Origin of the sequence: Paenibacillus caui (genome assembly GCF_019904135.1) — a bacterium.
GTDB classification, from domain to species: Bacteria; Bacillota; Bacilli; order Paenibacillales; family Paenibacillaceae; genus Fontibacillus; species Fontibacillus caui.
The window spans coordinates 22,364-45,058 of record NZ_JAIOGQ010000034.1; the positions used below are offsets into that span (position 1 = coordinate 22,364).

Below are 22,695 nucleotides of genomic sequence, written 5' to 3' on the forward strand. Positions count from 1 at the left end.
GCCAGTCCTTGCTTAATTGCTATATACTGCTGATCCGGTTCCTAGTGAGTCACTAGAGGACGGAAATCGTCGCGGCTTGACAATCCGGCATGATAGAAGACGACGTCTCCATCCTTAAGCGAAAATACGTTACCGGCATAATCCGCAACACGCCGTTCATACCCTTCAAGCCGCCATTGATTCATGAGCGGGGCGTGAATATACTGCAGTCTGGGATGAGCAGCATCTCCTCCCGGCAGACTCTCTAAATCAAAATTGACGATAATGTATCCTTTTTTTAAAAAAATGTCCGACCGATCCGTCAGGCCGCCATGGGTACGTCCATATTCCGCCAAATCAGTTCCTTGCTTAGCGACATATACTTCAGCGGGCAGGCTGTACTCCCCGTACCATTTCTGAACGGCTGCGATCGCCCGCTGCGGATCAACACTTAAAGGAACCTCCGTTTTCGGACCGATCAACGTTCGGATATCCCCGGTCAACAGGAGACTGTGATAGGTACCTGCCGTCACCCTCCGTTTTGAAAAAACATTCACAAATTTCGCTACAAACGCTTCGCGGCTGATTGCAGCAATTTCGCCGAATCCGTACTCGCGATCATACCTGTATAATGCCGAATCGATGAGTTCGGTTTCCGGCACGTTTCTTAACGGTTCATTCAAAATAACCGCTCTCTGCACACGATCCTCTTCGGAACCGATTTTGATAAACTTTTGATTTCCGCTATGGTAATACAGGTCTACGGGAAACCTAAATCTTCCGTCCTCACTGACATAATCGAAAGATGGGGAAATGTGTATTTCATCCTGGTTCGAGAACATATTTCCTTTCGTTTTGAAATCAAACCGGAATGCATATCCCGTCTTTACCGCAACGTTCTTGAAAGCTGAATCAGGATGGCTGCCCGGGTAAATCGGGAGCTTGAAGGGTGAAACGTTGCCCCGGTAACCCCCGTCAATATCGCGTAAACCTACCCAATATGAGGCGCCGGAAGCAAGCAATTTCCCGAGCGCTCTTCGAAACACGCCTTCCCAATTGTAATCGGTTATATCGGTAATCCGAAAGTCGTACAGCCGCCCGATCACTTCAACATCAATGGAATCAACGGCTGCATGGTCCGGCCAATCGAGATTGGCCTGCTGCCCGGACGAATATCCATTCGGCGCATTTTCTGCAATGGACCGGAAATGGACCGTGTAAGGCCCTTCATCCACCCACACAGGCATAAAGAATGTTGCTTCCAATTGACTCACGGGAATGTCAATCCAGGTATTGGCCTGGATATACCTTGACTTATCCGCATTATAAACATCAAATTCAAACATCACCTGTTTGTAGGCCGTATACTTCGCATAATCCCTTGTTCCATAGCCCTTATAATCGTTATGCTTGCCTTCCGTTGGCAGCGTAACGGTAAAAGGTCTGTCCAGGATCAAAGCAGCTCTCGATTCATCCGGCTTCGTTTTCTGGTTGTGGGCCTTATCGTCCGTAATCTCGGGAAATATCACAACCGGAGTATGTACAGTAACCGGATTTATGCCGTCGATGGAAAAGCTATTGTCCGCCCCGCCGCCAATATTGGGGCTCATCAGGCCGTAATAGATCGTTCCGCTGCTCGGCTGATCTTTTTTATTGACCTTACTGCTCGGAATCATATTCCCTGGACTGTCCAAAACATTTTGGCCGATCGGCGCCGGAGCCGGAACTTGCGTGGGAGTTGGAGTCGTCCGCTCTCGCTCTGATCCATCCATGATTGTGCTGCCATTAAAAGTGAAAGTATCGTTTTGTACCTTTACCTTCTCGATTTCTTTTTCGGCAAAGGGTTTTAAATCTTCGTTTGAAATGTCCGGTTTTTCTTTTCCCCCTGACTTGCTGCCTGGCGGAGCCTCAATGCTGTCTGGTACATCTGGCGGCGTGTATCCTCCGGTGTGAGAAAAAGAGTAATACGGCGATGAATAGCCGCTTGGGAAAATTTTGATTCCGTTTGACGCAAAAGCATAGTTCCATAGATCGGCTTCGTTGATGTTGTATACCTGCAAGCTATCAATGACCCAGAAAGAATAAGGTCGCTCAATGGTAACGGATTGAGATAGCTGTTCGGTGGTTTGCTGGGGATCCGGTTCCGTATGGGTTTTCCCGTCCGGACCAGTCACTTCCTTCCCCGGGTCCCAGGTCAAGTTATAATCCCGGGTAACCGTCACATTAATCGTACATTTGCCGGTCATTTGCACAAATTTATGATGGAATAAATAGTTATTCGCTATGACGTTACCATATAGGCTTTCCGATGTTGGAATACCGTCCCTCACATCAAATCGCTCAGCTCCCCTGCTGTCCGCCTTGATCACGGCGCTAACGTTTGGATCCATAACCTGAGCTTCCTTGCTCTGCGTCGGCGTCGGTGTCGTGCAATTCGATTCTGGGGGTGGTGGTTCTTCCGGATCTGGTGGGGCCGCCCCCTCATAGTAGAGATTAATATAGTAGTCATATCCACCCTCATAAGGATCGAGCGGCCAGGGATCGCCGGTTTCCATGGTGCCTCCGGATGGAGGACCGGTCACACTTTTCTTCCAGCCTTTATACTTATAATTTGCTGTGTCAGGAGTGTGGGGGAACGTATATGATTTCCCTATTTCCAGCTTCGTTTCGTAGTTCTTAAACCCATCAACCCCATCCAGGCTTACGCCGTCTGTGGTGAAATGCTTGATATACGCCGTTCCGCCAAGGGGTTCTAGTTGGATTTTTATGAGAACCGGATAATACGTCCGAAATCCCCTAACTCCTGATGCCAAACCAGTTGTATCTAAAAGAAAAGAAGTTTCCTCTGAATTTGTTACAGAACTTTGGTTAATTGTAATCGTTGCAGTATCACCTTGTATATCTTTGTCTTGTTTTATTATTTTAATTGTTTTCCCCACGTATTGAGAAATGGTTTCCCAACTTGTACCTGGTCTTGCGGCGTTATACATTTTTGTGACCCACGAAGCAGTCTCACCATTAACATAATTTTTATATACACTAGCCGATATATCCTTTACTTTTCGACCTGAGAAAGTGAACTGATACACCCAATCATAGTGCATCCGATCAACCGTTTGTCCTGCTCGAATTATTTCACCCGTATATGGGTCAGCAATATATTCACCTTTAGAATTCGTCCAGTAGTCAATATAGAACATCCCGACAGTGTAGTAGATGTTCTCATCCTGTGTACTCTTAGTCGTCGTAAGTGTGTAGGGGCCTTGCGTTTCTGCTGCAGAAACGCGGGGCCGTACAACGAACGAAGGCATCAGCAGGGTTAGAATGATGAACAATGTAATAAATCGCTTTATTCTCATACAATCGTCCCTTCATGCCTTACTTAAAGGGGTTTGCCAGGAGGTGGATGCTATCTTCACCGTAAGTAGAAACAAAGCTGATATAATCGAACGAGGAAAATGAGAACTTGTCCCAATTTTTATCTCCAAAAACAAACCCATCTACTGAGTCTTTTAAAAGATACTGAGCAATCTTTGTTCCATCAGACAACTTAGTTACATGACCAGATCTGGTTCTTGGAAAACTCTTATTTAGCAGAAAAATTTGAAAATCATTTCCTTTATACCGAATTTGAATCCCATAGTTTTCTCCATCTGTAACTTTCCAAATGTCATAAATAGTCGTGTACTGAAATTTCACCGGCAACTGTGCTGTGGAAACTATTCTTACCGAAGAGAATGTGTTACCGAAACCATCTTTAAGTAAATTCTCTTTTTCTTTAAAATAGTTCTTATACCCACTAATATCCTTTAGCGTCGTCACATCCTCAATGGCCGGCACTTCCTGCTTCCCAATCCAAACCCAGCTTCCTTCTTTATCCCAATTCACCGATTGTCCCAACGCTTCCGAAACAAAGCGAAGCGGCACAAACACCCGGTTGTTTTTGGCCACGGCCTTCGTATCAAAAGTTTTGCTTATGCCATTGACCACAGCTTTAGACTGGCCAACTGTAAGGCTAACTTCTTGACCATTCATTGAAATGCTGACGGTCTTCGTCTTCTCACCGCTGTAGCCTACTTTGGCGCCTAGCTTTTCGGATATGAAGCGAATCGGAACAAGCACATGCCGGGAAGAATCAATGTAAGGCTTGGCATCCGGAAAAGTCATCTTCTTGCCGTCAACAAGCACTTGAATTTGAGGCTTGTCAACACGCTTAATCGAAGCTGCCGAAGCAGATCCAGACAACGCGGAAATCCCTACAGCTGCCGCCAGTACAGTCATCAATACTTTTTTCATCACAAACACGCTCCTATTTTTTTGATGTTCCATCCTAAATTCCTCACTATGTATAAAGTCTCATTGAAAAAAGAACACCCCAGGCACTGATGCTCATGCCGGAGGTGTTCTTCACCATGGATAAATATGGTTATGGGACTTTGTTCTTGTATTATAGCGTTGATTATGAATTTTGACTACATAAAAATTAACAATTCATTCAATTACTTTCCAACAAATTCTTCGGACCAGTATCCATTATAATAGCCTACTCCTATTAAGGTATAATGGGAATTCAGCATATTGGCCCGGTGTCCGGGGCTGTTCATCCAATCTTTGACTACTTCCGATGGTGTTCTCTGACCCTTTGCCAAATTTTCGCCTGCGTATGTAAAAGAAATATGATAGCTGTCCATCATGTCAAAAGGAGATCCAAATTTAGGAGAAGTGTGACTGAAGTACTTATTTTGGTACATGTCGATGACTTTGTTTTTGGCCATCTTTGTCAAATTGGAGTGGACAATAAGCGGTTTTAAGCCGGCTTTAGCCCTTTCTTTGTTCACAAGCTTGACGACCTGAGCGGCATGATTAGCCTGAATTTGAGCATATTTGACGGCAGGTGCGCTGATAGGTTTCGCTGACGCCGCAGTGCTTGTTCCTCCTGCTAACAAGCAGGAGACCGCTACCAATGCTGCTCCAACTAGAGATAGCTGCAGCAGAGTCCCCTTGCGTCTGTTGTTCTGCATATTTCTCTCCCCCATGTCCATATCTCCCAGTGAAAAGGTGTTCTTGTCACATTTTAACATGTTTTGTCTAATCGGTCACTGAAAGCGACATGGATATTTACGGAAATAGATGCAGTAATAAGAGTCTCCTCTTGAGAAGTCCCGGCTTGTCACAGTTCCTTCGTCATATATACCTGCTGCACCATTGGAGTAAAACCAAGGCTTTTCAACATTACCCCAGTCAGCGCGCTGGCTCCCTTCGGCAAATTGGGGACGACGCGGTTAATGTCGTCCTGCAGGTCGCCAAAAACATGGGCTGCCATCACCTTGAGAAGGTTGACGGCGTCGGGATGCCCGGGAGCCGCCTCGCATTGGTACAGAACCGTAGTAATATGGTCGCCCTCGGCATTGAACACCTTTTTAAAGTATGCATAGCCAGCAGGTTCACCCGCCAGATCCCTGACGATGACGGCCTCGCTGTCTTTGGCGTTTTGCCAGTGGGTTTGCCATGGATTGGAGGCTTTGTAGAACGGGATTTTACCGGCCCGGACGGTCGGGGCGCGTTCAACCGTATAATTTCCGCCGCTTGTCAGGTGAAAGGGCTGCGGAGCTGGTCCTTTGAGGCTTAGATGCTCCAGCTCGTCAACCTGTACGTAACCCATTTTTTCATACAGGGAAATCGCTTTATGGTTCTCGCTTATTGCTTCCAACGTGGCAAGCTTTACGCCTGCTTCCTTCAGAACCGAGAGGGCAGCTTCGATCAGCAATTTTCCGACACCTGTGCCTCTATATTTGGCCGCAACCCCTGTTCCGCCGTTCCAGCCGATTTTGCTGCCGTTCAGATCGCGGACTCCGTTTTCTACAATGCCGATTGGCTCGTTCCCTTTAAAAGCCACAATGGACAGCTCCGGCGATAGCTCTTCTATTGCCATCCGTTTGATAAACTGGTCGGGCGTTGTCGTTGCATCGAAATAATAGCCTTCAAACCCGTCGTTCCATGCTTTAACGGCTTCTTCAATCGTACACTCCGAAAGCCTTCTGATTTCAACCAATCCCATGTCCTCCCGATTCCTCCTCGCCCCAATTCATCATTTCAAGCCATAAATCCGGCTGTATTTGTCTTCCAGATAATCCACCAGATATTCGGCCTTCAGCGGCTCGCCAGTCACCTTGATGATTAACTCCTGAGGTGTATACAGTTTGCCGTAACGGTGAACCTTGGTTTTCAGCCACTCCATCAATTGGGAAAAATCGCCTTTTTCAAGGCTCTCATAGAAATCGGGCAATTCCCGCTCGATCGTATGTAAAATCTGGGCCGCATACAGATTGCCGAGCGAATAGGACGGAAAGTAGCCGAATCCGCCAAAAGACCAGTGCACGTCCTGCAGCACGCCCTCGCGGTCGGAAGCCGGCGTTACGCCCAGATACTCCTTCATTTTCCGGTTCCAGACGACTAGCAGGTCCTCTACTTCGATCTCCCCGCCGATCAATGCTTTCTCGATTTCATAACGCAGCATGATATGAAGGTTATAAGTCAGCTCATCCGCCTCGACACGGATCATGGAAGGCTGTACCCTATTAGTCGCCCTGTAAAAATCCTGCAGTTCCACCTGTGACAACTGCTCAGGGAAATAAGTCTGCAGCTCCGGATAAAAATGCTTCCAGAACGCCAAGCTGCGTCCGACCATATTTTCCAGAAAGCGGGACTGCGACTCATGAATCCCGAAAGAAGCGCCTTCGGAGAGAACGGTGTCCTCCAAGCTCGGATCCATGTTTTGTTCATAGATGCCGTGACCCGCTTCATGAATGGTGCCGAACAGAGCGGAGCGCACATTGGTTTCGATATACCGGGTTGTAATCCGGACATCTCCGGTGTTGATCGGCTGCGCGAACGGATGCACGGTTTCATCAAGCCTTCCCGCATTCAAGTCAAACCCGATAAGAGGCAAAAGATACCGGTTGAACGCCTGCTGCTTCTGAACGTCATACTTCTGCTCAAATATTTCCGGCGATGGCTGGTTGGTGGATTTCTTGATCTTTTCCAGCAGGTTCACGCTGCTCTTGCGAAGCTCGGCAAACAGCGGGTCCAACACCTGCGTGGTCAGGCCGGGTTCATATTCATCCAGCAGGGCGTCGTAAGGATGATGCTCGTAGCCATAAATTTGGGCCGCTTTGCGGTTATACTCCACGATCTGCTTAAGAAAGGGCAAAAAGATAGAGAAGTCGTCTTTCTCCCTCGCTTCCTCCCAGGCGTCATTGGCTTTGGCCGTCAGGACGACATAATCCCGGTACATGTCTTCGGGTATTTTTTGGGAACGTTCATATTCGGCTTTCCGCTCCCGAACTTGCGCCCTGGAAATGTCATCCAGCTTATCGTACACATCAGTTGCCGAAAGGGTGTGCAGAAGCTGCTTCATTTCGTCCGATACTTTGCATTTAAAAGCTTCCGTTCGAATTGTTCCTATGGCTTTGGCAAAAATAGCTCTCCCTTTCTTCGGGGCCATCACCTTCTGATCCCATTCAAGCAAACCCGATACGCTTGCAAAATGGACGATTTTCGCATCCAGCGCCTTGAATTGATCCAAAGCGGTCTGGACGTTTTGATCCAAAATGTTTTTTTCCATTATGTATTTCCTCCTTGGATAATGAAGTTGGATGGTTGCTCATCTTCCATCAAGCCACCCTGAAAATCATCCCTTGCGTGAAATAGACTCAGTAGTCTATTTAATTAAAGCATAAAATTTACCAATGTTCAATTCAAAATATACGTGGTTTAACTTCCGAAAAATATAATAATCCCCGCAAAGTAACGGGAGAACTCTTCAGCTTTCCGCTTACTTAACGGGGATGCTAAGCATGCACCATCGGCGCTATTTTGCGAATACGGTCAATTTGCTTCAAGAGATAGACGGCATTACTCAGGAGTTAAATAAGCAAGGAACATATTCTTCATTTGGGTCAAGGCTTCCTTGTACGGATAATCCGGGTCCGTAACTACGCAGATCGATGCGCCGTCGATCATGCCCCAGTAGGTATGAGCTAGTATTTCCGCGTCCAGCCCGGCTTTGATTTCGCCTCTTTGTTGGCCATCTACAACGATCGATTTCACCAGGTTGACAAAAGAGTGCTCCCGCCGCTGCTTCAAAAACTCCGCGATCTTCTCATCCCGGCACGACTGCAGCCTGAGCTCATAGAACACCTGAAACAATTCCTTCAAGGGCGACTCCTTGTGGTTGTTGCTCAAATATGTATCAAACAGGAAAGAAATCTTGTCCGCAGCGCTGCCCTGCGTCTGCAATTCGTCTTTGACGATCCGGTCCAATATCAGCGTATCCTGATTGATGACTTCCCGGTAGATTTCGTCCTTTGAGCTGAAATAGTTGTAGATCGCCCCTTTGCTAACGCCCGACTGCTCTACAATGTCGTCCATAGTTGCCTGCTGGTAGCCTTTTTTGGCAAAACAAACAAGCGCGCTCGCGAGTATCTCCTGTCTCTTCTTCAGTTTATAGTCGTCGGAAACAATAGGCGGCAAAGCTTACACCTCTTTATTTTTCGTTCATGTTATCGCTAATTCAATTTAGCACAGATTGGGGAATCTGCACAAACGGACTGCGAAGCGCATGAACAGCCAGCGTGCCCCGGCATCGGCCGAAGCTCACTGGCTGTTCATGTAGCATATTTTCCTGCTTATTCCCGCTGCTTTTAGGTTGATCGAATGACCTGAACATCCCCGGAAATGACTTTGTTCCCTTCGTACAGCATGAACCTGCCGTCCTGCCACTCAATCCGCAGGAGGGCATTGTCATCAGCCTGGAACTGCCAGACGTGCTGATTCCCTCCTTGACGAAAAGGGGTTCTCCCGGTCACGATCACACGTCCTTCGTATTCCTCCTCCAGGTAATAGGTCTTGTCGTCCATCACCAATTCAGCAGGCACCTCGTGAGGATTATCCAGTCTTCCGTTAATATCGTCATACAAAACATATTGCAGTAATTCCCGTTCTTCAATGTGCAGATATTTAATATCATTGCCATCCTGTAAGGAGAGCACAACCGCATTCCGGGCGGGGTTACGGACGCTTCCGACTACTTGGTACGTAATCAGAGAGACTTCGCAAAAGTCCCCTGGTCCCAGCTCCAGCATGCTCTTCTCCTTGATCGGCGGCTCCGGTTTCGCAAACAGGCGCCCAATTCTCTTCATTACACCCATACAGCTTCTCCTTCTGTCATTCCAAGATTATGCCGGGTTCGCAGGTAAGAACTCTAAATTCGATCAGTTTTGCTTCTCGTACTGCTTAAGCAGCGCGGCCAGCTCATCATCAACCTCTTTGTCTTTGCCCAGTTCGGCAAACTCCTCATCAAGCGATTTGGTGCCGGTATTCAGCTCGCCTGATGCTTCTGCCTGTGCTTCCATTTGGAGCATTTTCTCTTCCATCCGCTTAAGACCCGCTGCAGCCGAATCGGAGCCCAGGCCGGACATCGCCTTGTTGATTTCATTCTGAGCCTTGGCCGCGTTATAACGCGCTGCCAGCGTTTCACGCTTGTTCTTCAGCTCGGTAAGCTGTTTGCGCATTTCAGTCAGCTTGGCGCGAAGATTGTCTGCGGCTGCCTTGTTTTGTTCAAAGCTCGCTTTGTACTGTGCAAGCTTTTCTTCGGCTGCCTTCCGTTCTTCGAGCGCGCGCCGGGCCAGATCCGCATTGCCGGCCTTGGCGGCGGTATGGGCCTGCTCGTTGCGGCGGCTGACCAGTTCCTCCTGCTCCTCATAGAGAGCCTTGAATTTCTTCTCAATCGCAATTTGAGCCGCTACCGCCTTCTCCGCATCTTCCAAATCTTCCTGCATGTCCCGGATATATTGATCCGTCATTTTTACCGGATCTTCCGCTTTATCGATGATGGCATTGATATTGGACATAGTGAGATCACGCAATCTTTTAAAAATAGACATGGTTTAATATCCTCCCGAATGAATATGTTTTAATAATCATGTTTACGGACCGGACCTTTAGAACGTTTCATTTTTTTCAGAGAAAATATTCCAGTTCCTTTATTCAATTTTACATGGACCGGCTTTGCCTGCCAATGGGTTACCCAAAAAGATATTCCGGATCATCAAATACGAAGAAGCCATCCCTTCAAGCAGCAAGAACCGCTTAAGGGACAGCCATTCCGTTTATAACCGGATCTATTGTTCCAAATCTGCCCTCAGGTGCTAAGGTCTGTTCCAGATCTTTCGAGGAAAAGGGCTTCAGGACATACTCGTCAATTTGCAGCTTGATCGCTCTCTGTGCATATTCAAACTCTTCAAAACCGGTCAAAATGATGATCCGGGTGGCGGGCTAGCCTTCGCGAATCCATTCCGCAAGCTGAAGCCCATTCATGAACGGCATCTGAATGTCCGTAACTACGACATCGGGCCTCATTTTCTCGGCGATTTCAGCGGCTTCCTAGCCGTTTTCGGCAGTCTCTACCGCAGTAAAGCCATGCTTTGTCCAATTGATTTGCTTAAGCAGTCCTTCCCGAACCTCCGCTTCATCGTCTGCCAGTATTAACTTATACATCTATGCAATCAGCCTCTACATTTATATCCTTTATCCACATTTATGAAATCGCTTTCCATGTTGTAATCCGATAATAGCTTAAGACTGATCAAATGTAAACATGGGTAACTTTTGGAATGTCATGCTGGAAACAGCTTATGAACCCCAGAACACCGTTATGTAAAATACCCCCACCAAGCAGGGAGTTCACTTCGAGGTGTATTCAGGCAATTTGCTCCGGACCCCGGAAAATAAGAAAAACCAAGCGGAAAATCACCGCTAGCTCCTTTGCTGTGCAATGTGACACGTTTGTGCTTGGGGAGGGATGAGTATGGTGTTCCATTCGTGCACATTGACAGCCATCCGTCTTACCTGTATGATTTTGGTTAACATGAATGTCAATGAAAAGAGGGTTACTCGTGTCCCCACGTACGAAGGAACAGAATGAAGAAATTCGCAGACAACGGAAGAAGGAAATTTTGCAGGCAGCCATACTTGTGTATGCGGAAAAAGGATATTCCGCTACCGAAATTGGCGATATCGCCACAAAGGCTGGTCTGGCGCGCGGTTTGGTGTATCATTATTTTGAGAACAAGCAAGCCTTGTTCCGTGAATTGTATGAGCATATGATGAGCAAGACCCAGCAAACGACGGTTTCCCATTTCGGGCAGGAAGCATCTGTATTTGAGTTGTTCAGCGAGTATGCACGGTTAGTTTGCAGGCAGGTTCTGGAAGAACCGGCGGTATCACGCTTCTACACGCGCATTAGTCTAGATATCCACTACTTGTACACCGAAGAACAGTTCTCTTCCTTCGAATGGGTGAAAGCATTCATTCAGCCGATGACGTCTGCCATTGAGAAAGGTATGAAGCAAGGAACGATTCGTCAAGGGAACGCAAGCCTTATGGCCATGCAATTCTGGGGAGCCGTATCCCAAGGTATGAACTATCTAGGCCAACTGAAGCAGGAGTTGCACAAGAAAGAGACGTCTGAAAAAGTGATAAAAGATCAGCTAATGGTTGTACTGGAACAAGTGACTGAAACAGCTTTAGCGATCATCAGACCGGAGTAATTTTTTTTATCTTTAATATTGACATTCATGTAAATCAAAAAAAGAGGTGTTTGTATGACATTAGTGACGATGAAGCAAGCGGATTTCGATACGATGAGCGACGAAAGACTCGGATGGGCATGCGTGGAGTCGACGCTCTTAAGTATTCGCGGGAAAGATGTTGCGACCAAGACGCAGGCTATTACCAGTTTAAACAGGAGTCAGCAGGCATTATGTATGTTCAGAGTGTTTTATGATCATGCCAAGGATTCGGCAAGTGAATATTACTCCTGGGTATCTTATTTGCTTCAGGCGCCGGGGTATTGGCCAGGCGTGATTGGGGGCTTGCGTTATTTCGGGGACGAGAACATGATACAACTACTTGAAGAAACGAAGCTGGTTATTGAAGAACGGAATCATAAACTTAATAAACAAATAGATTTTGCTTCCTTTAAAGATTTGGAGCAAGATCGTGAACTATCCGAAACAGTAGATCGCTTATATGTTAAGTTTCGGGAGATTGTGCCGCATAGCATGAAACGAATCAGTACGTTTATCCGATCGAATCAGCAGGACTTTGTCACAATTGAAGGGTAATGTGTCAAGGTCGGATTTATTTTGACCCTTTTCACCAGGTTAATTTTGGACTCACCTACCGGGAGCACTTCTGGCCGAGTTACTGAGCGTGAATAGAATTTTATAATCAAGAACGTCCTCATCAATCGCTTAATGGAGCAAAAACTGATCAATTCTATGTCCACACAATTAAGATCGCATCCTAAAATCTAATATGATACGAGAAGGAGGATATAACTTATTCCTCAGATATTCGTGTCTCGACAACGTAAAGCACACGGAGTGACAAAAACTTGGTTAAGCGAACCACATCCAACTTTTTCCGGAATAACTACCGAAGGCCCTGATATACCAACAACTGTTGATATATCATTAGGCAAATCGTTTGACATACTTGTTCAAATTCAAAAAGTGAGTCCATCGCAACTAATTCAATAAATCTGTAATAATGGTGCTAAAATAAGAAATCCATTTTGATCGATCTTTTTTTTCAAAATGGATTTTTTTATTTTGTCGCAAAATATGGGTTTGTCGAACATTTTTGATCAAACTTTAACATAAAGGACCAGCCGCCACAAGAAGCGGCTTCAAGTCTCAAAGGATCAAGAAGAAATCCTCACCGCAAACCTTCCTGATTTGACTTCGTGTATAGTTCAACTGGAGACTCCGTGTTTACCTCTGCAGTTGCTGAAGTACAGGTACAACCAAGGCCATGTCCTTTCCAATGTCCGGGGCATCATGATTGTGAAAGACAATGGCCATACTGGTATCCAGACGCCGTAAGGTTGCAGTACGCCGCCAAATTCCAAAAAAAAACATCCCAAGCAGGGATGATATTCGAACCGGCAAAACTGCCGGAATATAAGCTTATAATGTCTACAAGATTTTGCTTAACCGGTATCCGCTGCACGAAAAACCTTGCTTCAAGTAGAAGGTTTTGGCTGCACAGGTGGCCCCATCCGCTTTATAGGCAACAAACAAGTCGCTGCAAGACAATTCCGAAGCGAACTCCTCCACTTTACGAATCAATCGTTGGCCGAGGCCCATCTTCCGATGGTGCTCATCAACGACCAAAGATGTAATCCAGAGCACAGGCTTCTTCATATCCTGCTTATGAACCACTTCCAGACCGACCGTACCAACAACTTCTCCATCCATCTCAGCAACAAACGTACAACGAGAGGACTGCTTATCCATCATAGTGAGACGCTCTCTCATTACGTTCAGTGTTGTCGGGTAACTTGACTGACGCATCAGGGACGTCATGGCATGCGCATCATCCATACAACATTTACGAATGACAAGCGCTGGTGCACAAACCTCACTACTCATTTTAGGACCACTCCACCTTTAATAGATTTGCCGCCGCCTTGGCGCGTTTACGTGCGGTTTCAACATCCTCTGCAGCGCTCAGCGCCACAGCCATTCTCCGCCCAGGCTTGCTGAGCGGCTTGCCAAATACTCTAACCTGTGTTCGAGGCTGCTGCAGAGCCTCCTGAATGCCTGAAATCACAAAATCTGTGCCTTCCCGGTCCGCTTTCAGCGTCGCGGAAGCACCCGGCGTCAGCAAATGAACTTCCTGAACCGGCAGTCCCAAAATGGCCCTTACATGCAGGGCAAATTCGGATAAATCCTGTGTTGTCATCGTTACCATTCCGGTATCATGCGGTCTCGGCGATATTTCACTGAAAACAACGCCGTCTTGCGTAATAAACAGCTCGACCCCAAACAAGCCGTATCCGCCAAGCTCGTCGGTTACTTTTCGGGCAATTTCCCGTGCTTCCTCAAGCTGCGCCTCGCTCATGAAGTGCGGCTGCCAGGATTCCACGTAATCTCCGTCTTTCTGTATATGGCCAATTGGCGGGCAGAATACGGTTCCGGAAACGGAACGAACCGTAAGCAGCGTAATCTCGCTGTCAAACTGAACAAAAGCTTCAACAATAACCCGTGTCGACTTCCCTCTGGCCCCTTCTACGGCAGCTTTCCAGCTCGCAGCCGCATCTTCCGTCGTCCGGCAAACGCTTTGGCCCTTGCCCGAGGAGCTCATCAGCGGCTTGACGACACATGGCGCCCCCAGCTCCTCAACCGCAGCCTTCAGCTCCTCAAAGCTGTCCGCAAAGCGGTAGGCCGCCGTCGGAAGGCCCAGTTTCTCGGCAGCAAGCCGGCGAATTCCCTCGCGGTCCATCGTCAGACGGGCCGCTCTGGCTGTAGGCACGACATGAAACCCTTCCTCTTCCAACTCCAGCAACGCTTCCGTGGCAATCGCTTCAATTTCCGGTACGATGACATTCGGCCGTTTCTCGCGGATCAACGCTTTCAGCGCTTCACCGTCCAGCATGTCCAGCACATGGCTCTCGTGAGCAACCTGCATGGCCGGCGCATGTTCGTATCGGTCCACGGCAATGGTTCTAACGCCAAGGCGCTGTGCCTCAATAATCACTTCCTTGCCAAGCTCCCCGCTGCCAAGCAGCAGCATCGTTCTGGAGCGTGCATGAAAAGGAGCACCCCACATCGGCTGATTAAACCCCCTAAGATAATCTGTTGTCAAATCCTGACAATAATCATTGGCACGTGGCAAACGATTATTGCTCAGGGCGGCTTTCGCCGCTTCGTCTGTTATCTATTTTCAGGGTTTCTTGTCCAGAATGCAAGAGTGCTCCAAAAGAAATTTACAAATCTTTCGACAAAATTTTACGAAACTTTAGCATAACCTTTACAAATCATAGGTTTTTAAGATGTTACAAAAATCGAAACTGCGCTTCGATCAGCCCGTTATATATTCCATTTATGGCAACAAGCTCCTTATGGTTGCCTTCTTCCTTGATTTCGCCATGATCCAGCACAATGATTTTATCGGCGTGGCGAATCGTGGACAAACGGTGCGCAACGATAAACGATGTGCGCCCTTGAAGCAGAATTTTGAGCGCTTCCTGGATTTTGAGCTCCGTTTCCGTGTCGATGCTGGCTGTCGCCTCATCCAGAATAAGGATGCGGGGATCCGCCAGAAGCGCACGGGCGAAGGATAAGAGCTGCCGCTGCCCCATGGACAAAGCGCTGCCCCGCTCTTCCACTTCGGTATCATAGCCGTTCGGCAGCTTGTCAATGAATTCATGGGCGCCAACCGCCATAGCGGCGCGCTCCACTTCTTCATCGGTTGCATCCAGACGTCCAAACCGGATATTGTCGCGAATGGTTCCCGAAAAAATGAATGTGTCCTGGAGCACGATACCGATCTGCTTCCGCAAGCTTTGCACCGTTACATCGCGGATGTCATAGCCATCAATCGTAATCCTGCCGCTCTTGATGTCATAGAATCGGCTGATCAGGTTAATGATCGTGCTTTTTCCCGATCCGGTATGCCCCACAAGCGCTATGGACTGGCCTGCCTTAACGTCAATATCAATCCCTTTAAGCGCGGCGCGTCCTTTTTCGTATTCGAAGACGACTCTCTCGAAACGGATATCGCCCGATATTTGAGGCAGCGTGATTGCGCCTGGTTTGTCCTTGATCATCGGTTCTTCGTCCAGATATTCAAATATCCGTTCGGAAGACGCCATCGCCACAAGGAGCTGGTTGTACATCTGCCCCAGACGGTTGATCGGATCCCAGAAGTTGCTGACATAGCTGCTGAAAGCGACAAGCAGACCGACGGTAAGCTGATCGTGCTGGATAAGATAAGCACCAAGCCAGAACAGTATCAGTGTGCCTATGCCCCCAGTGACCTCAATGATCGGACCGAATCCCTGGTTCATGGCGGATGCTTTATCCCAGGACTTTCTGCTCTCCATATTCATCCGGTCGAAAAACTTCATGTTTTCCTGTTCCTGCGTGTAAGCTTGGGTAACGCGAATGCCCTGGATCGATTCGTTCAAATGGGAATTGATCCGCGAGTTCTTCATCCGAACAACCTGCCAGGCGACGCGGATTTTTTGCCGCAGCTTGGTGGAAATAAAGAACATGATCGGCACCGTCACCATGACCGCCAGCCCCAGCTTCCAATTAATCAGCAGCAGGATCAAGACGATCCCGACTAGCTGTACGCAGTCGATCATCAAATTCACGACCCCGTTGGTGAACAAATCCTGCAGCGAGTTGATATCATTCGTTACGCGCACCAGAACCGATCCTGCCGGACGCTTGTCAAAAAAGTTGAACGACAGCTTCTGGATATGCTTGAACAGATCGGAACGAAGATCATAAATGACTCTTTGCCCGATAATATTCGTAAATTTTATCCGGTAAACCCCTGCAATCCACTGAATCAGGTACAGAACAATAACGCTAGCCGTAATGATATATAACAAGCTTAAGCTGGTATTTCCGTCCTTCGGGGCAATAGCGCGGTCAATAGCCAGACTTGTCAGAAACGGTACCGTCAGCTTCGTTAGCGTTCCAAGCACCATCATGACGAGAACAAGCGGGAGCATCTGCTTTGCGTAAGGCTTCATATAACTGAACAGTCTACTGAACTGCTTCCAGTCAAAGGCCTTGTCGATCGCATCGTCGTCCTTGTAAATAAACCGGTCCTGGCTCGATATAACGACCTTGCCGCTATCGGGAGCGGGAGAGCCGTTTATTTTCTTCTCTGCTTTCATGCTGCCTCACTCCCCTTCCGCCACATTCACTTTTGCCAGATAGTCGGCATATTGTATCCGGTAGACATCCTGATAAACACCCGGCACTTTAATGAGCTCGTTATGCTTCCCTCGCTGTACAATCCGTCCCTGATCAAGCACAATAATTTCATCCGCATGCCGCAGCGAAGAAATGCGGTGGGCAATAATAAAGGTGGTACGGCCTTTCATGACCTCCTGGAAGCCGGCCTGGATTTCATGCTCGGTCTCCATATCCACCGCACTCGTGGCATCGTCAAGCACCAGAATGCGCGGGTTTTTAAGCAGGGCTCTCGCAATCGCGATCCGCTGCTTCTGTCCGCCGGATAATCCCATTCCCCGTTCGCCGACAATCGTGTCGTAGCCATCCGGCATTTCCATAATGAACTCATGTGCCTGTGCCAGCTTTGCGACGCGAATGATGTCGTCCATAGTTACGTTACTTAACCCGTAAGCAATATTATTGCGGATCGACGAGGAGAACAGGAACGTCTCCTGGAAGACCGTCGCGATTTGCGAGCGCAAGCTTCGCACCTCATATTCCCGAATATCAATCCCGTCAAGCCGGATGCTCCCCTCGTTCACATCGTAGGCGCGCATCAGCAGCTGGATAATGGTTGATTTGCCGGAGCCGGTCCCACCCAGGAACCCGATGACCGAACCCGGTCTGGCATCAAAATGGATGTCGACGATAGCAGGCATTTTGTTTCCGTAAGCAAATGTGACATGGTCAAAGGTTACATGGCCTTTCACTTGATATGAATCAAGAACGATAGCGTCCGCTTTGTCCTCCACATCAATATGCTGGTTCAGCACTTCAAGCACGCGTTCCCCCGAAGCTTTGGACTGGGTATAGTTGTTGATATGAAAGCCAAGCCCCCACATCGGTCCGATAATGTACCAGATCATGCTGAAAAAGGCGACGAGCTCACCGATGCTCATTGTTCCATGAATAACGAGTGATCCGCCTACTCCAAGCAAAATCGCCACGCTGACCGAAGCCAGGAGTTCCATCATCGGAAAAAATTTACTCCACAGTCCCGAAGCAAAAATCTGGTTGTTCTTGTAACGTTCATTCCGGTTTAAGAACTTATCCACTTCATAATCTTCCCTGGCTAAAGACTTAACTGTCCGAACCCCGGTGATGTTCTCCTGTACAGCCGTTGTAAGGGAACTTAACGCAAGCCGCATTTCCTGGAAGGCAGGGTGGATTCTCGATTCAAAACGCAAAGCAACCGCTGCCAGAAACGGCATCGTCACCAGCGTAATCAAAGTGAGCTGCCAATTGATCGAAAACATCATGATACAGCCAAAAATGACCATAAAAAAAACATTCAATAGCTGGGCAAAACCAAAGCCGATAAAGTTCCGGATCGCCTCAAGATCGCCGGTGAGGCGAGACATCAGGTCCCCGGTTTTGGCCTTGTCATAATACCGGAATGATAAAAACTGTAGTTTCTCATAGCAGGCGTTGCGCAGCCTGTAAGCCAGATAGTTGCCCAGACGGCCGCCGAAGAAACCGTGTGCAAACTGCAGGAGCGCTTTTACGATCACCACAATCAGTACCGTCACCGCAAGCCAAGGAACTCTGCCATAATCACCAGGAACAATTGCGTCGTCAATCAAAATCCTTAACAAATTGGGGGTAATTAACCCCACTGCAGTAGCGGCAGCCAAACAAATAATCGAGATGATCAAATAATGCATTCTCTCCCGGTAAAAGCGCCGCAGTTGCCTGAGAACTTCCATGTCTCTCCTCCTAAAAGTTTTGTGGAGCATGACTTCCGTGAAATGCATCGCAGGCAAAACTCGGATCGAAAGCACAAGCTTTGTGGAGCATCTGCCTCTCTTGAAATGCATTGAAGGCAACACTTCCATCGGAAGCACAAGCTGTTCGCTCCACGCAAATTAAATCTTAGCTTTTAGCAGTTTATCATTCCGGTTTTGATGCGGCAAAGGGGAGAAAAGCGCGTATTCCTCTTTATTCTGGAAGAAATAGCCTGAATCCCGATATTATACGTGTTATCTATTATAAAATGCTTCCATTTCCTCGCCATATCTGCTTAATTGAGCGATGGTCATTTCCCAGTACCCCAGATCCTGATCAGAGGCGCCGGTTTTCCGAATGCTGTCTTCCCATTCCTCCCACTGGGCGGCAAAATGCTCCGTTAATTCCGCCTGCCGCAAAGCAATTTCGCCGAAATAATGGACGCTCAGGAGCCGTTCCGTCTCTTTAACAGCTTCCTTGATTCTTTCCATCAACGGGTTCTCCAGTTTGTCCCTCAGCACCGCTTTCCCGTTTCCTTCGAAAAAGGATTTCGGACTTTTGAAATACGGCCAGTAATCTTCCGCTTCCAGGCCGATTGTGCCTAGAAGTCCGTCCGGTATGGCGGGGCTTGCCCACTCTCCCGAAACAGACGGAGCGTCCAGGGGCATGTCGAACCGATCCCTGTAAGAGCGGCACCAGTTGTCGGCTTCTCTTTGCAGAAGTGATTCCGCCTTTCGTTCAAGACGCAGGGAGGTCGCATGGAGCTCCCGCTCCAGTTCCCCGGAAATTTGGCCATGCCATCCCCGCATCGCGATGGCAAAGCTTCGCTTCAGCGGGCCGGAGCTCTCCTGCAACAGGGAAGGATGAAAAAATTCCGAGAACAGGTCCAGCGCCGAAAGGCGCAATCTCTGAACGACATGGAACAGCAGCTCCCCGCATTCCTGGGTCCATTCCCGGCTGATATCCGCAGCTTTAAGCTCCTGCAGCGCTAAAGCAAAGGAGGCCCGTCCCGCTTTCAACTGCTCGAGCTGCTGCTCCGCATGCTCCGCTCTCTGAAGCGCCGATTCCACCCATTTGGACAAACGGTCCAGCGACTGTTTGAGCTCGGCTGCCGCGGAAGCCGCCGCCAGGCGGCTCAAATCGTTCTCTAAAAATGAGGAAAAGTTCCGTTCGAAGACGGCGAATCCGCTTTCACGCGCTCCTGGTGCAGACAAAACGCCCTCATTTCCGAGGTCGCTGCCATTGCTTCCCGAATTGGCCGATTCCATCGCGATCCCTTTTAGTGCCTGCAAACTGGATAATGCATAGATATTCGGCTCGGCAATGCCTGCCGCCCTTAGTCCGTCCCGCACATGCCGGGTCACTTCGCCGAGTTCCTCCGGTGACGAAGCCAGGTCTGCGGCGTTTACGACAAAAAACATTTTATCGAGGGCAAAGCTGCCCTTGATTCTCCCGAGCTGGACAAGCAGCTGCTTGTCGGCCCGCGAGAAGGCGTGATTATAATAGGTAACAAAAATTATCACGTCTGAATTTTTCATGTACTGAAAGGTGACGCCGGTATGGCGGGCGTGGATCGAATCGGCACCCGGCGTATCCACAAGCACGATGCCCTGCTCCGTCAGCGGGCAGCTGTAGTAAAAATCAATGCCGGCCACATAGCAGGCTTTTGTTTCTTCAGCGGCATACTCTCTGAATTCCTGGTGATCCACTACCCGGCTGGTTCCAAGCTCGGGGGCCATCTGCTCCCAGCCGGCTGCGGCCGCCTTCAGAAAGCTGAAATGCGCCCTTGCCGCAGCGGGAATCTGATCCGCTTTCAGCCGCCGCACCACATCAAGCCAGCTGCTTTCCTGCCAGCTGCCCAGCTGCAGGGCGTTGAAAGAGTAGGCCAGATCTTCCCGCATGGCCTCGGCGCTCTTGAACATAACGTTAGCCGTTCCGTGGAGGTGACCGTTCTCGGGCGCCATGATGCGCCCGATCGAGGCGGTCGTCGGATGGGGCGACACGGGCAGCACGGGCGAGCCGAGCAAGGCGCTCGCGAAGGAGGATTTGCCGCCGCTGAACGCCCCGAACAGCGCGACGGTGAAGCGGCCGCGGCGAAGCTCCGCGGCCCGCTTCCGCAGCTCCCGCACCCCCGTCCCGAAGGCGGGGTGGGGAGCCAGCAGTCCGGCCGCGGCTTCAAGCCGCGCGGCCGCCTCCAGCGCGCGCCGGCGCACGTGCCGCCGCGCGGCAGTGCCGCCCGCGGCGTCAGCATGCCGCGGGCCAGCCGGCGCCGCGGGCGCCGGGAGCGCAGGCTCGTCGCCGGCAGCGGACGAGCCGCCGCTTGCTGCGCCCGCCTGGCGCGGCGCAGCCTCCCTCACCTCCGGCAGCAGGCCGGGGGTGAGGGGCACGGGCGCGCCCAGCAGCGCGCCGTAGCGCGCTTCGCGCGCACGTGCCGCGGCGTCCAGCTCCGCGAGACGCCGGGCCGCGGGCAGGCGCGCCTCCAGCTCGGCGCGCCGCTTAGCCAGCGCCGCCTGCCGGGCGGCCCGCAGCGGCGATGGGGCCGCCAGCAGCGCATCCAGCACGCTGGCGGCCGCGCGGCGAAAGCGTGCGGTCACGCCTGCAGCGACCGCAGCAGCATAGCGCAGCGTCGACTCACCGGACAGCACCGCTCCGCCCGGCAGCGGCTCCGCGATCCAGGCCTCCTCCGCCCGCGGCAGCGTGTCATCCAGCTTTGTCTCCCATTCCTCGCTCCAAACTTGCAAATATTGTCCGATCTGACGAAGCTCTTGACGGACATGCCCATCCACCTGCACGGCTGCCTGTTCGGTCAGCGCATCAAGAAAGGCCCTGCATCGCTTCGCCTTCTCGGCTTCCGTCTTTCCCCCTCCAAACCAGCCCTTGACCTTGAAGGAGGGAGCCTGACTCTCCAGATACGAGCCTGCCAGCTCCCTGAGGGCAGGCGTCATCAGCTGGGCGCTGTCCAGCATTTTCCCGATTTTATCCAGCCATGCCTGCCGTTCGTCCTTTAACGCCTGATCGCTTTCTGCATTCACATGCTCTATCTCGCGTAGCTCCGCTTCCAAAAGAGCGGCATCCGTCTCCCCATGCGCCGCTTCGATCAGCTGCTCCCGTTCCTCCATCTCTTCTTCGCTGATCCGCGACAAATGGCTTTTAACGGACTGGGCCGCCGAAGCATACGTGCTGTATCTTAACAGCCCGGTTCTGTTATTAATCAGCTCGCCTATCGTCCCCACCAGCTCAGGCAGCATTCCCGAGGGATGATCCTCCTGCTTTAAAGAGATATAAAAGATGCCTTGCGGTTTCACGTTCCAGGCCTCGAACGATTGGCTCACCGCAGAGCGGTACTGGTCAAAGCGGAGCTCCTCGTCGCGGTGCTTGTCAATCTGGTTCACGACCATATAAAGCGGCTTGCCGTAATCGCTTAAACCTTTGGCAAAGCTCAAATTCGTTTCGGAAGAAACATGGTTATAATCCATCACATAAAAAACGATATCCGCCAAATGCAGCGCAGAGTGCGCAGCGAGCGCATGAGAAGCATCATTGGAATCAACCCCCGGCGTATCGAGCAGCACTCCGCCTTCGCCCAGAAGTTCAACCTTGTCCCACAGCTCAACCCGGGCATAATCCTGTCCGTTACGGCAGTATTCCGCAACCTGCTCCACCGGCACTTCAACCGGCTCCTTGGAGGAATCGGCCGATGTCAACACGGCCCGAGGGGATCCGTTTCGAATGAATACGACATTGGCGCTTGTCGGCAAGGGACTTGACGGCAGCACCGGTTTGCCGCTCAGCGTGTTAATCAAACTGGACTTTCCCGCCGAAAAATGCCCGCAAAAAGCAATAACGATTTCTTTCCTGCCCAGCTTATCGCATATCTCCTGAATTTCGTTTCCTGCCCGAATATCCCCCTCCTCAAGCAGTACAGCCTTTAGCTGCCAAAGCTTGCCAAGCATATCGTGCATCGCATTTTCTGAAATCGGTTTCATAAAAGGGTTCCCCCGCCTTCCATCCCGCGAAATCAAGTTTCATTCTGGAAATATCAATATTTTAACATTTCATTTTCCAAATGGGAACGAAAGACGGAATATCCTCCCTGTAAAAATACAGGCACGGAAGAACGTGATTCTCCGGTTTCTTCAAATAAAGCATGTTTGTCCTGCTCTTAAAAATA

General features: G+C 49.7%; 15 protein-coding genes and 2 pseudogenes. 3 read left to right on the forward strand and 14 right to left on the reverse strand.

What is annotated here, in order from left to right:
* Positions 1–41: 41 nt before the first annotated feature.
* The 9 genes and pseudogenes from K7397_RS17785 to K7397_RS17825 form a co-directional block, all read right to left on the reverse strand.
* On the reverse strand, positions 42–2,534 hold the full coding sequence (locus K7397_RS17785; protein WP_237691024.1) for a DUF5704 domain-containing protein: 2,493 nt from the start codon (positions 2,532–2,534) through the stop codon (positions 42–44).
* A gap of 823 nt (positions 2,535–3,357) precedes the next feature.
* The gene (locus K7397_RS17790) at positions 3,358–4,275 is read right to left on the reverse strand and encodes a copper amine oxidase N-terminal domain-containing protein (protein WP_223069421.1); all 918 of its coding nucleotides are present in this window, start codon (positions 4,273–4,275) and stop codon (positions 3,358–3,360) included.
* Between the two features lie 203 nt (positions 4,276–4,478).
* Positions 4,479–5,015: a CAP domain-containing protein gene (locus K7397_RS17795; RefSeq protein WP_237691025.1), complete on the reverse strand. Its 537-nt coding sequence runs from the start codon at positions 5,013–5,015 to the stop codon at positions 4,479–4,481.
* Between the two features lie 134 nt (positions 5,016–5,149).
* On the reverse strand, positions 5,150–6,037 hold the full coding sequence (locus K7397_RS17800; protein ID WP_237691026.1) for a GNAT family N-acetyltransferase: 888 nt from the start codon (positions 6,035–6,037) through the stop codon (positions 5,150–5,152).
* Between the two features lie 30 nt (positions 6,038–6,067).
* Complete coding sequence (locus K7397_RS17805) at positions 6,068–7,603, reverse strand: carboxypeptidase M32 (protein ID WP_223069425.1); 1,536 nt, start codon at positions 7,601–7,603, stop codon at positions 6,068–6,070.
* Between the two features lie 290 nt (positions 7,604–7,893).
* On the reverse strand, positions 7,894–8,511 hold the full coding sequence (locus K7397_RS17810) for a TetR/AcrR family transcriptional regulator (protein ID WP_223069427.1): 618 nt from the start codon (positions 8,509–8,511) through the stop codon (positions 7,894–7,896).
* Positions 8,512–8,681: 170 nt separating this feature from the next.
* On the reverse strand, positions 8,682–9,188 hold the full coding sequence (locus K7397_RS17815) for a DUF4178 domain-containing protein (protein WP_223069429.1): 507 nt from the start codon (positions 9,186–9,188) through the stop codon (positions 8,682–8,684).
* Between the two features lie 63 nt (positions 9,189–9,251).
* The gene (locus K7397_RS17820; RefSeq protein WP_223069430.1) at positions 9,252–9,923 is read right to left on the reverse strand and encodes a PspA/IM30 family protein; all 672 of its coding nucleotides are present in this window, start codon (positions 9,921–9,923) and stop codon (positions 9,252–9,254) included.
* Between the two features lie 265 nt (positions 9,924–10,188).
* A pseudogene (locus tag K7397_RS17825) lies at positions 10,189–10,536 on the reverse strand (response regulator); the annotation flags it as partial.
* A 398-nt stretch (positions 10,537–10,934) separates the two neighbouring features.
* Here K7397_RS17825 and K7397_RS17830 point away from each other — a divergent pair.
* From K7397_RS17830 to K7397_RS17840, 3 genes and pseudogenes are all read left to right on the forward strand, one after another.
* Positions 10,935–11,588 (forward strand): TetR/AcrR family transcriptional regulator, encoded by a 654-nt coding sequence (locus K7397_RS17830; protein ID WP_337926755.1) that lies wholly within the window; start codon positions 10,935–10,937, stop codon positions 11,586–11,588.
* A 54-nt stretch (positions 11,589–11,642) separates the two neighbouring features.
* Positions 11,643–12,164 (forward strand): hypothetical protein, encoded by a 522-nt coding sequence (locus K7397_RS17835; RefSeq protein ID WP_223069433.1) that lies wholly within the window; start codon positions 11,643–11,645, stop codon positions 12,162–12,164.
* A gap of 246 nt (positions 12,165–12,410) precedes the next feature.
* Positions 12,411–12,581: pseudogene (locus K7397_RS17840) on the forward strand (erythromycin esterase family protein); the annotation flags it as partial.
* A gap of 438 nt (positions 12,582–13,019) precedes the next feature.
* On the opposite strand, the gene K7397_RS17845 reads toward K7397_RS17840, so the two are convergent.
* The 5 genes from K7397_RS17845 to K7397_RS17865 form a co-directional block, all read right to left on the reverse strand.
* The gene (locus K7397_RS17845; RefSeq protein WP_223069435.1) at positions 13,020–13,475 is read right to left on the reverse strand and encodes a GNAT family N-acetyltransferase; all 456 of its coding nucleotides are present in this window, start codon (positions 13,473–13,475) and stop codon (positions 13,020–13,022) included.
* Position 13,476: 1 nt separating this feature from the next.
* Positions 13,477–14,655: a formate-dependent phosphoribosylglycinamide formyltransferase gene (gene purT / locus K7397_RS17850; RefSeq protein WP_223069437.1), complete on the reverse strand. Its 1,179-nt coding sequence runs from the start codon at positions 14,653–14,655 to the stop codon at positions 13,477–13,479.
* 226 nt (positions 14,656–14,881) lie between these two features.
* Positions 14,882–16,738, reverse strand: a complete 1,857-nt coding sequence (locus tag K7397_RS17855) for an ABC transporter ATP-binding protein (protein WP_223069439.1) — start codon at positions 16,736–16,738, stop codon at positions 14,882–14,884.
* Positions 16,739–16,744: 6 nt separating this feature from the next.
* The gene (locus tag K7397_RS17860; RefSeq protein ID WP_223069441.1) at positions 16,745–18,505 is read right to left on the reverse strand and encodes an ABC transporter ATP-binding protein; all 1,761 of its coding nucleotides are present in this window, start codon (positions 18,503–18,505) and stop codon (positions 16,745–16,747) included.
* 273 nt (positions 18,506–18,778) lie between these two features.
* Positions 18,779–22,510 carry a dynamin family protein gene (locus tag K7397_RS17865; protein WP_223069444.1) on the reverse strand — a complete coding sequence of 1,244 codons (3,732 nt, stop codon included), beginning with the start codon at positions 22,508–22,510 and terminating at the stop codon, positions 18,779–18,781.
* Between the last annotated feature and the right edge of the window lie 185 nt (positions 22,511–22,695).

What these genes read in the sequence shown, in the direction of transcription:
- K7397_RS17860 (WP_223069441.1), bottom strand. Translation starts at nt 18,505, where the DNA reads ATGGAAGTTCTCAGGCAACTGCGGCGCTTTTACCGGGAGAGAATGCAT.
- K7397_RS17835 (WP_223069433.1), top strand. Translation starts at nt 11,643, where the DNA reads ATGACATTAGTGACGATGAAGCAAGCGGATTTCGATACGATGAGCGAC.
- K7397_RS17790 (WP_223069421.1), bottom strand. Translation starts at nt 4,275, where the DNA reads ATGAAAAAAGTATTGATGACTGTACTGGCGGCAGCTGTAGGGATTTCC.
- K7397_RS17845 (WP_223069435.1), bottom strand. Translation starts at nt 13,475, where the DNA reads ATGAGTAGTGAGGTTTGTGCACCAGCGCTTGTCATTCGTAAATGTTGT.
- K7397_RS17795 (WP_237691025.1), bottom strand. Translation starts at nt 5,015, where the DNA reads ATGGGGGAGAGAAATATGCAGAACAACAGACGCAAGGGGACTCTGCTG.
- K7397_RS17800 (WP_237691026.1), bottom strand. Translation starts at nt 6,037, where the DNA reads ATGGGATTGGTTGAAATCAGAAGGCTTTCGGAGTGTACGATTGAAGAA.
- K7397_RS17785 (WP_237691024.1), bottom strand. Translation starts at nt 2,534, where the DNA reads ATGGAAACCGGCGATCCCTGGCCGCTCGATCCTTATGAGGGTGGATAT.
- K7397_RS17815 (WP_223069429.1), bottom strand. Translation starts at nt 9,188, where the DNA reads ATGGGTGTAATGAAGAGAATTGGGCGCCTGTTTGCGAAACCGGAGCCG.
- K7397_RS17855 (WP_223069439.1), bottom strand. Translation starts at nt 16,738, where the DNA reads ATGAAAGCAGAGAAGAAAATAAACGGCTCTCCCGCTCCCGATAGCGGC.
- K7397_RS17820 (WP_223069430.1), bottom strand. Translation starts at nt 9,923, where the DNA reads ATGTCTATTTTTAAAAGATTGCGTGATCTCACTATGTCCAATATCAAT.
- K7397_RS17805 (WP_223069425.1), bottom strand. Translation starts at nt 7,603, where the DNA reads ATGGAAAAAAACATTTTGGATCAAAACGTCCAGACCGCTTTGGATCAA.
- purT (WP_223069437.1), bottom strand. Translation starts at nt 14,655, where the DNA reads ATGTGGGGTGCTCCTTTTCATGCACGCTCCAGAACGATGCTGCTGCTT.
- K7397_RS17865 (WP_223069444.1), bottom strand. Translation starts at nt 22,510, where the DNA reads ATGAAACCGATTTCAGAAAATGCGATGCACGATATGCTTGGCAAGCTT.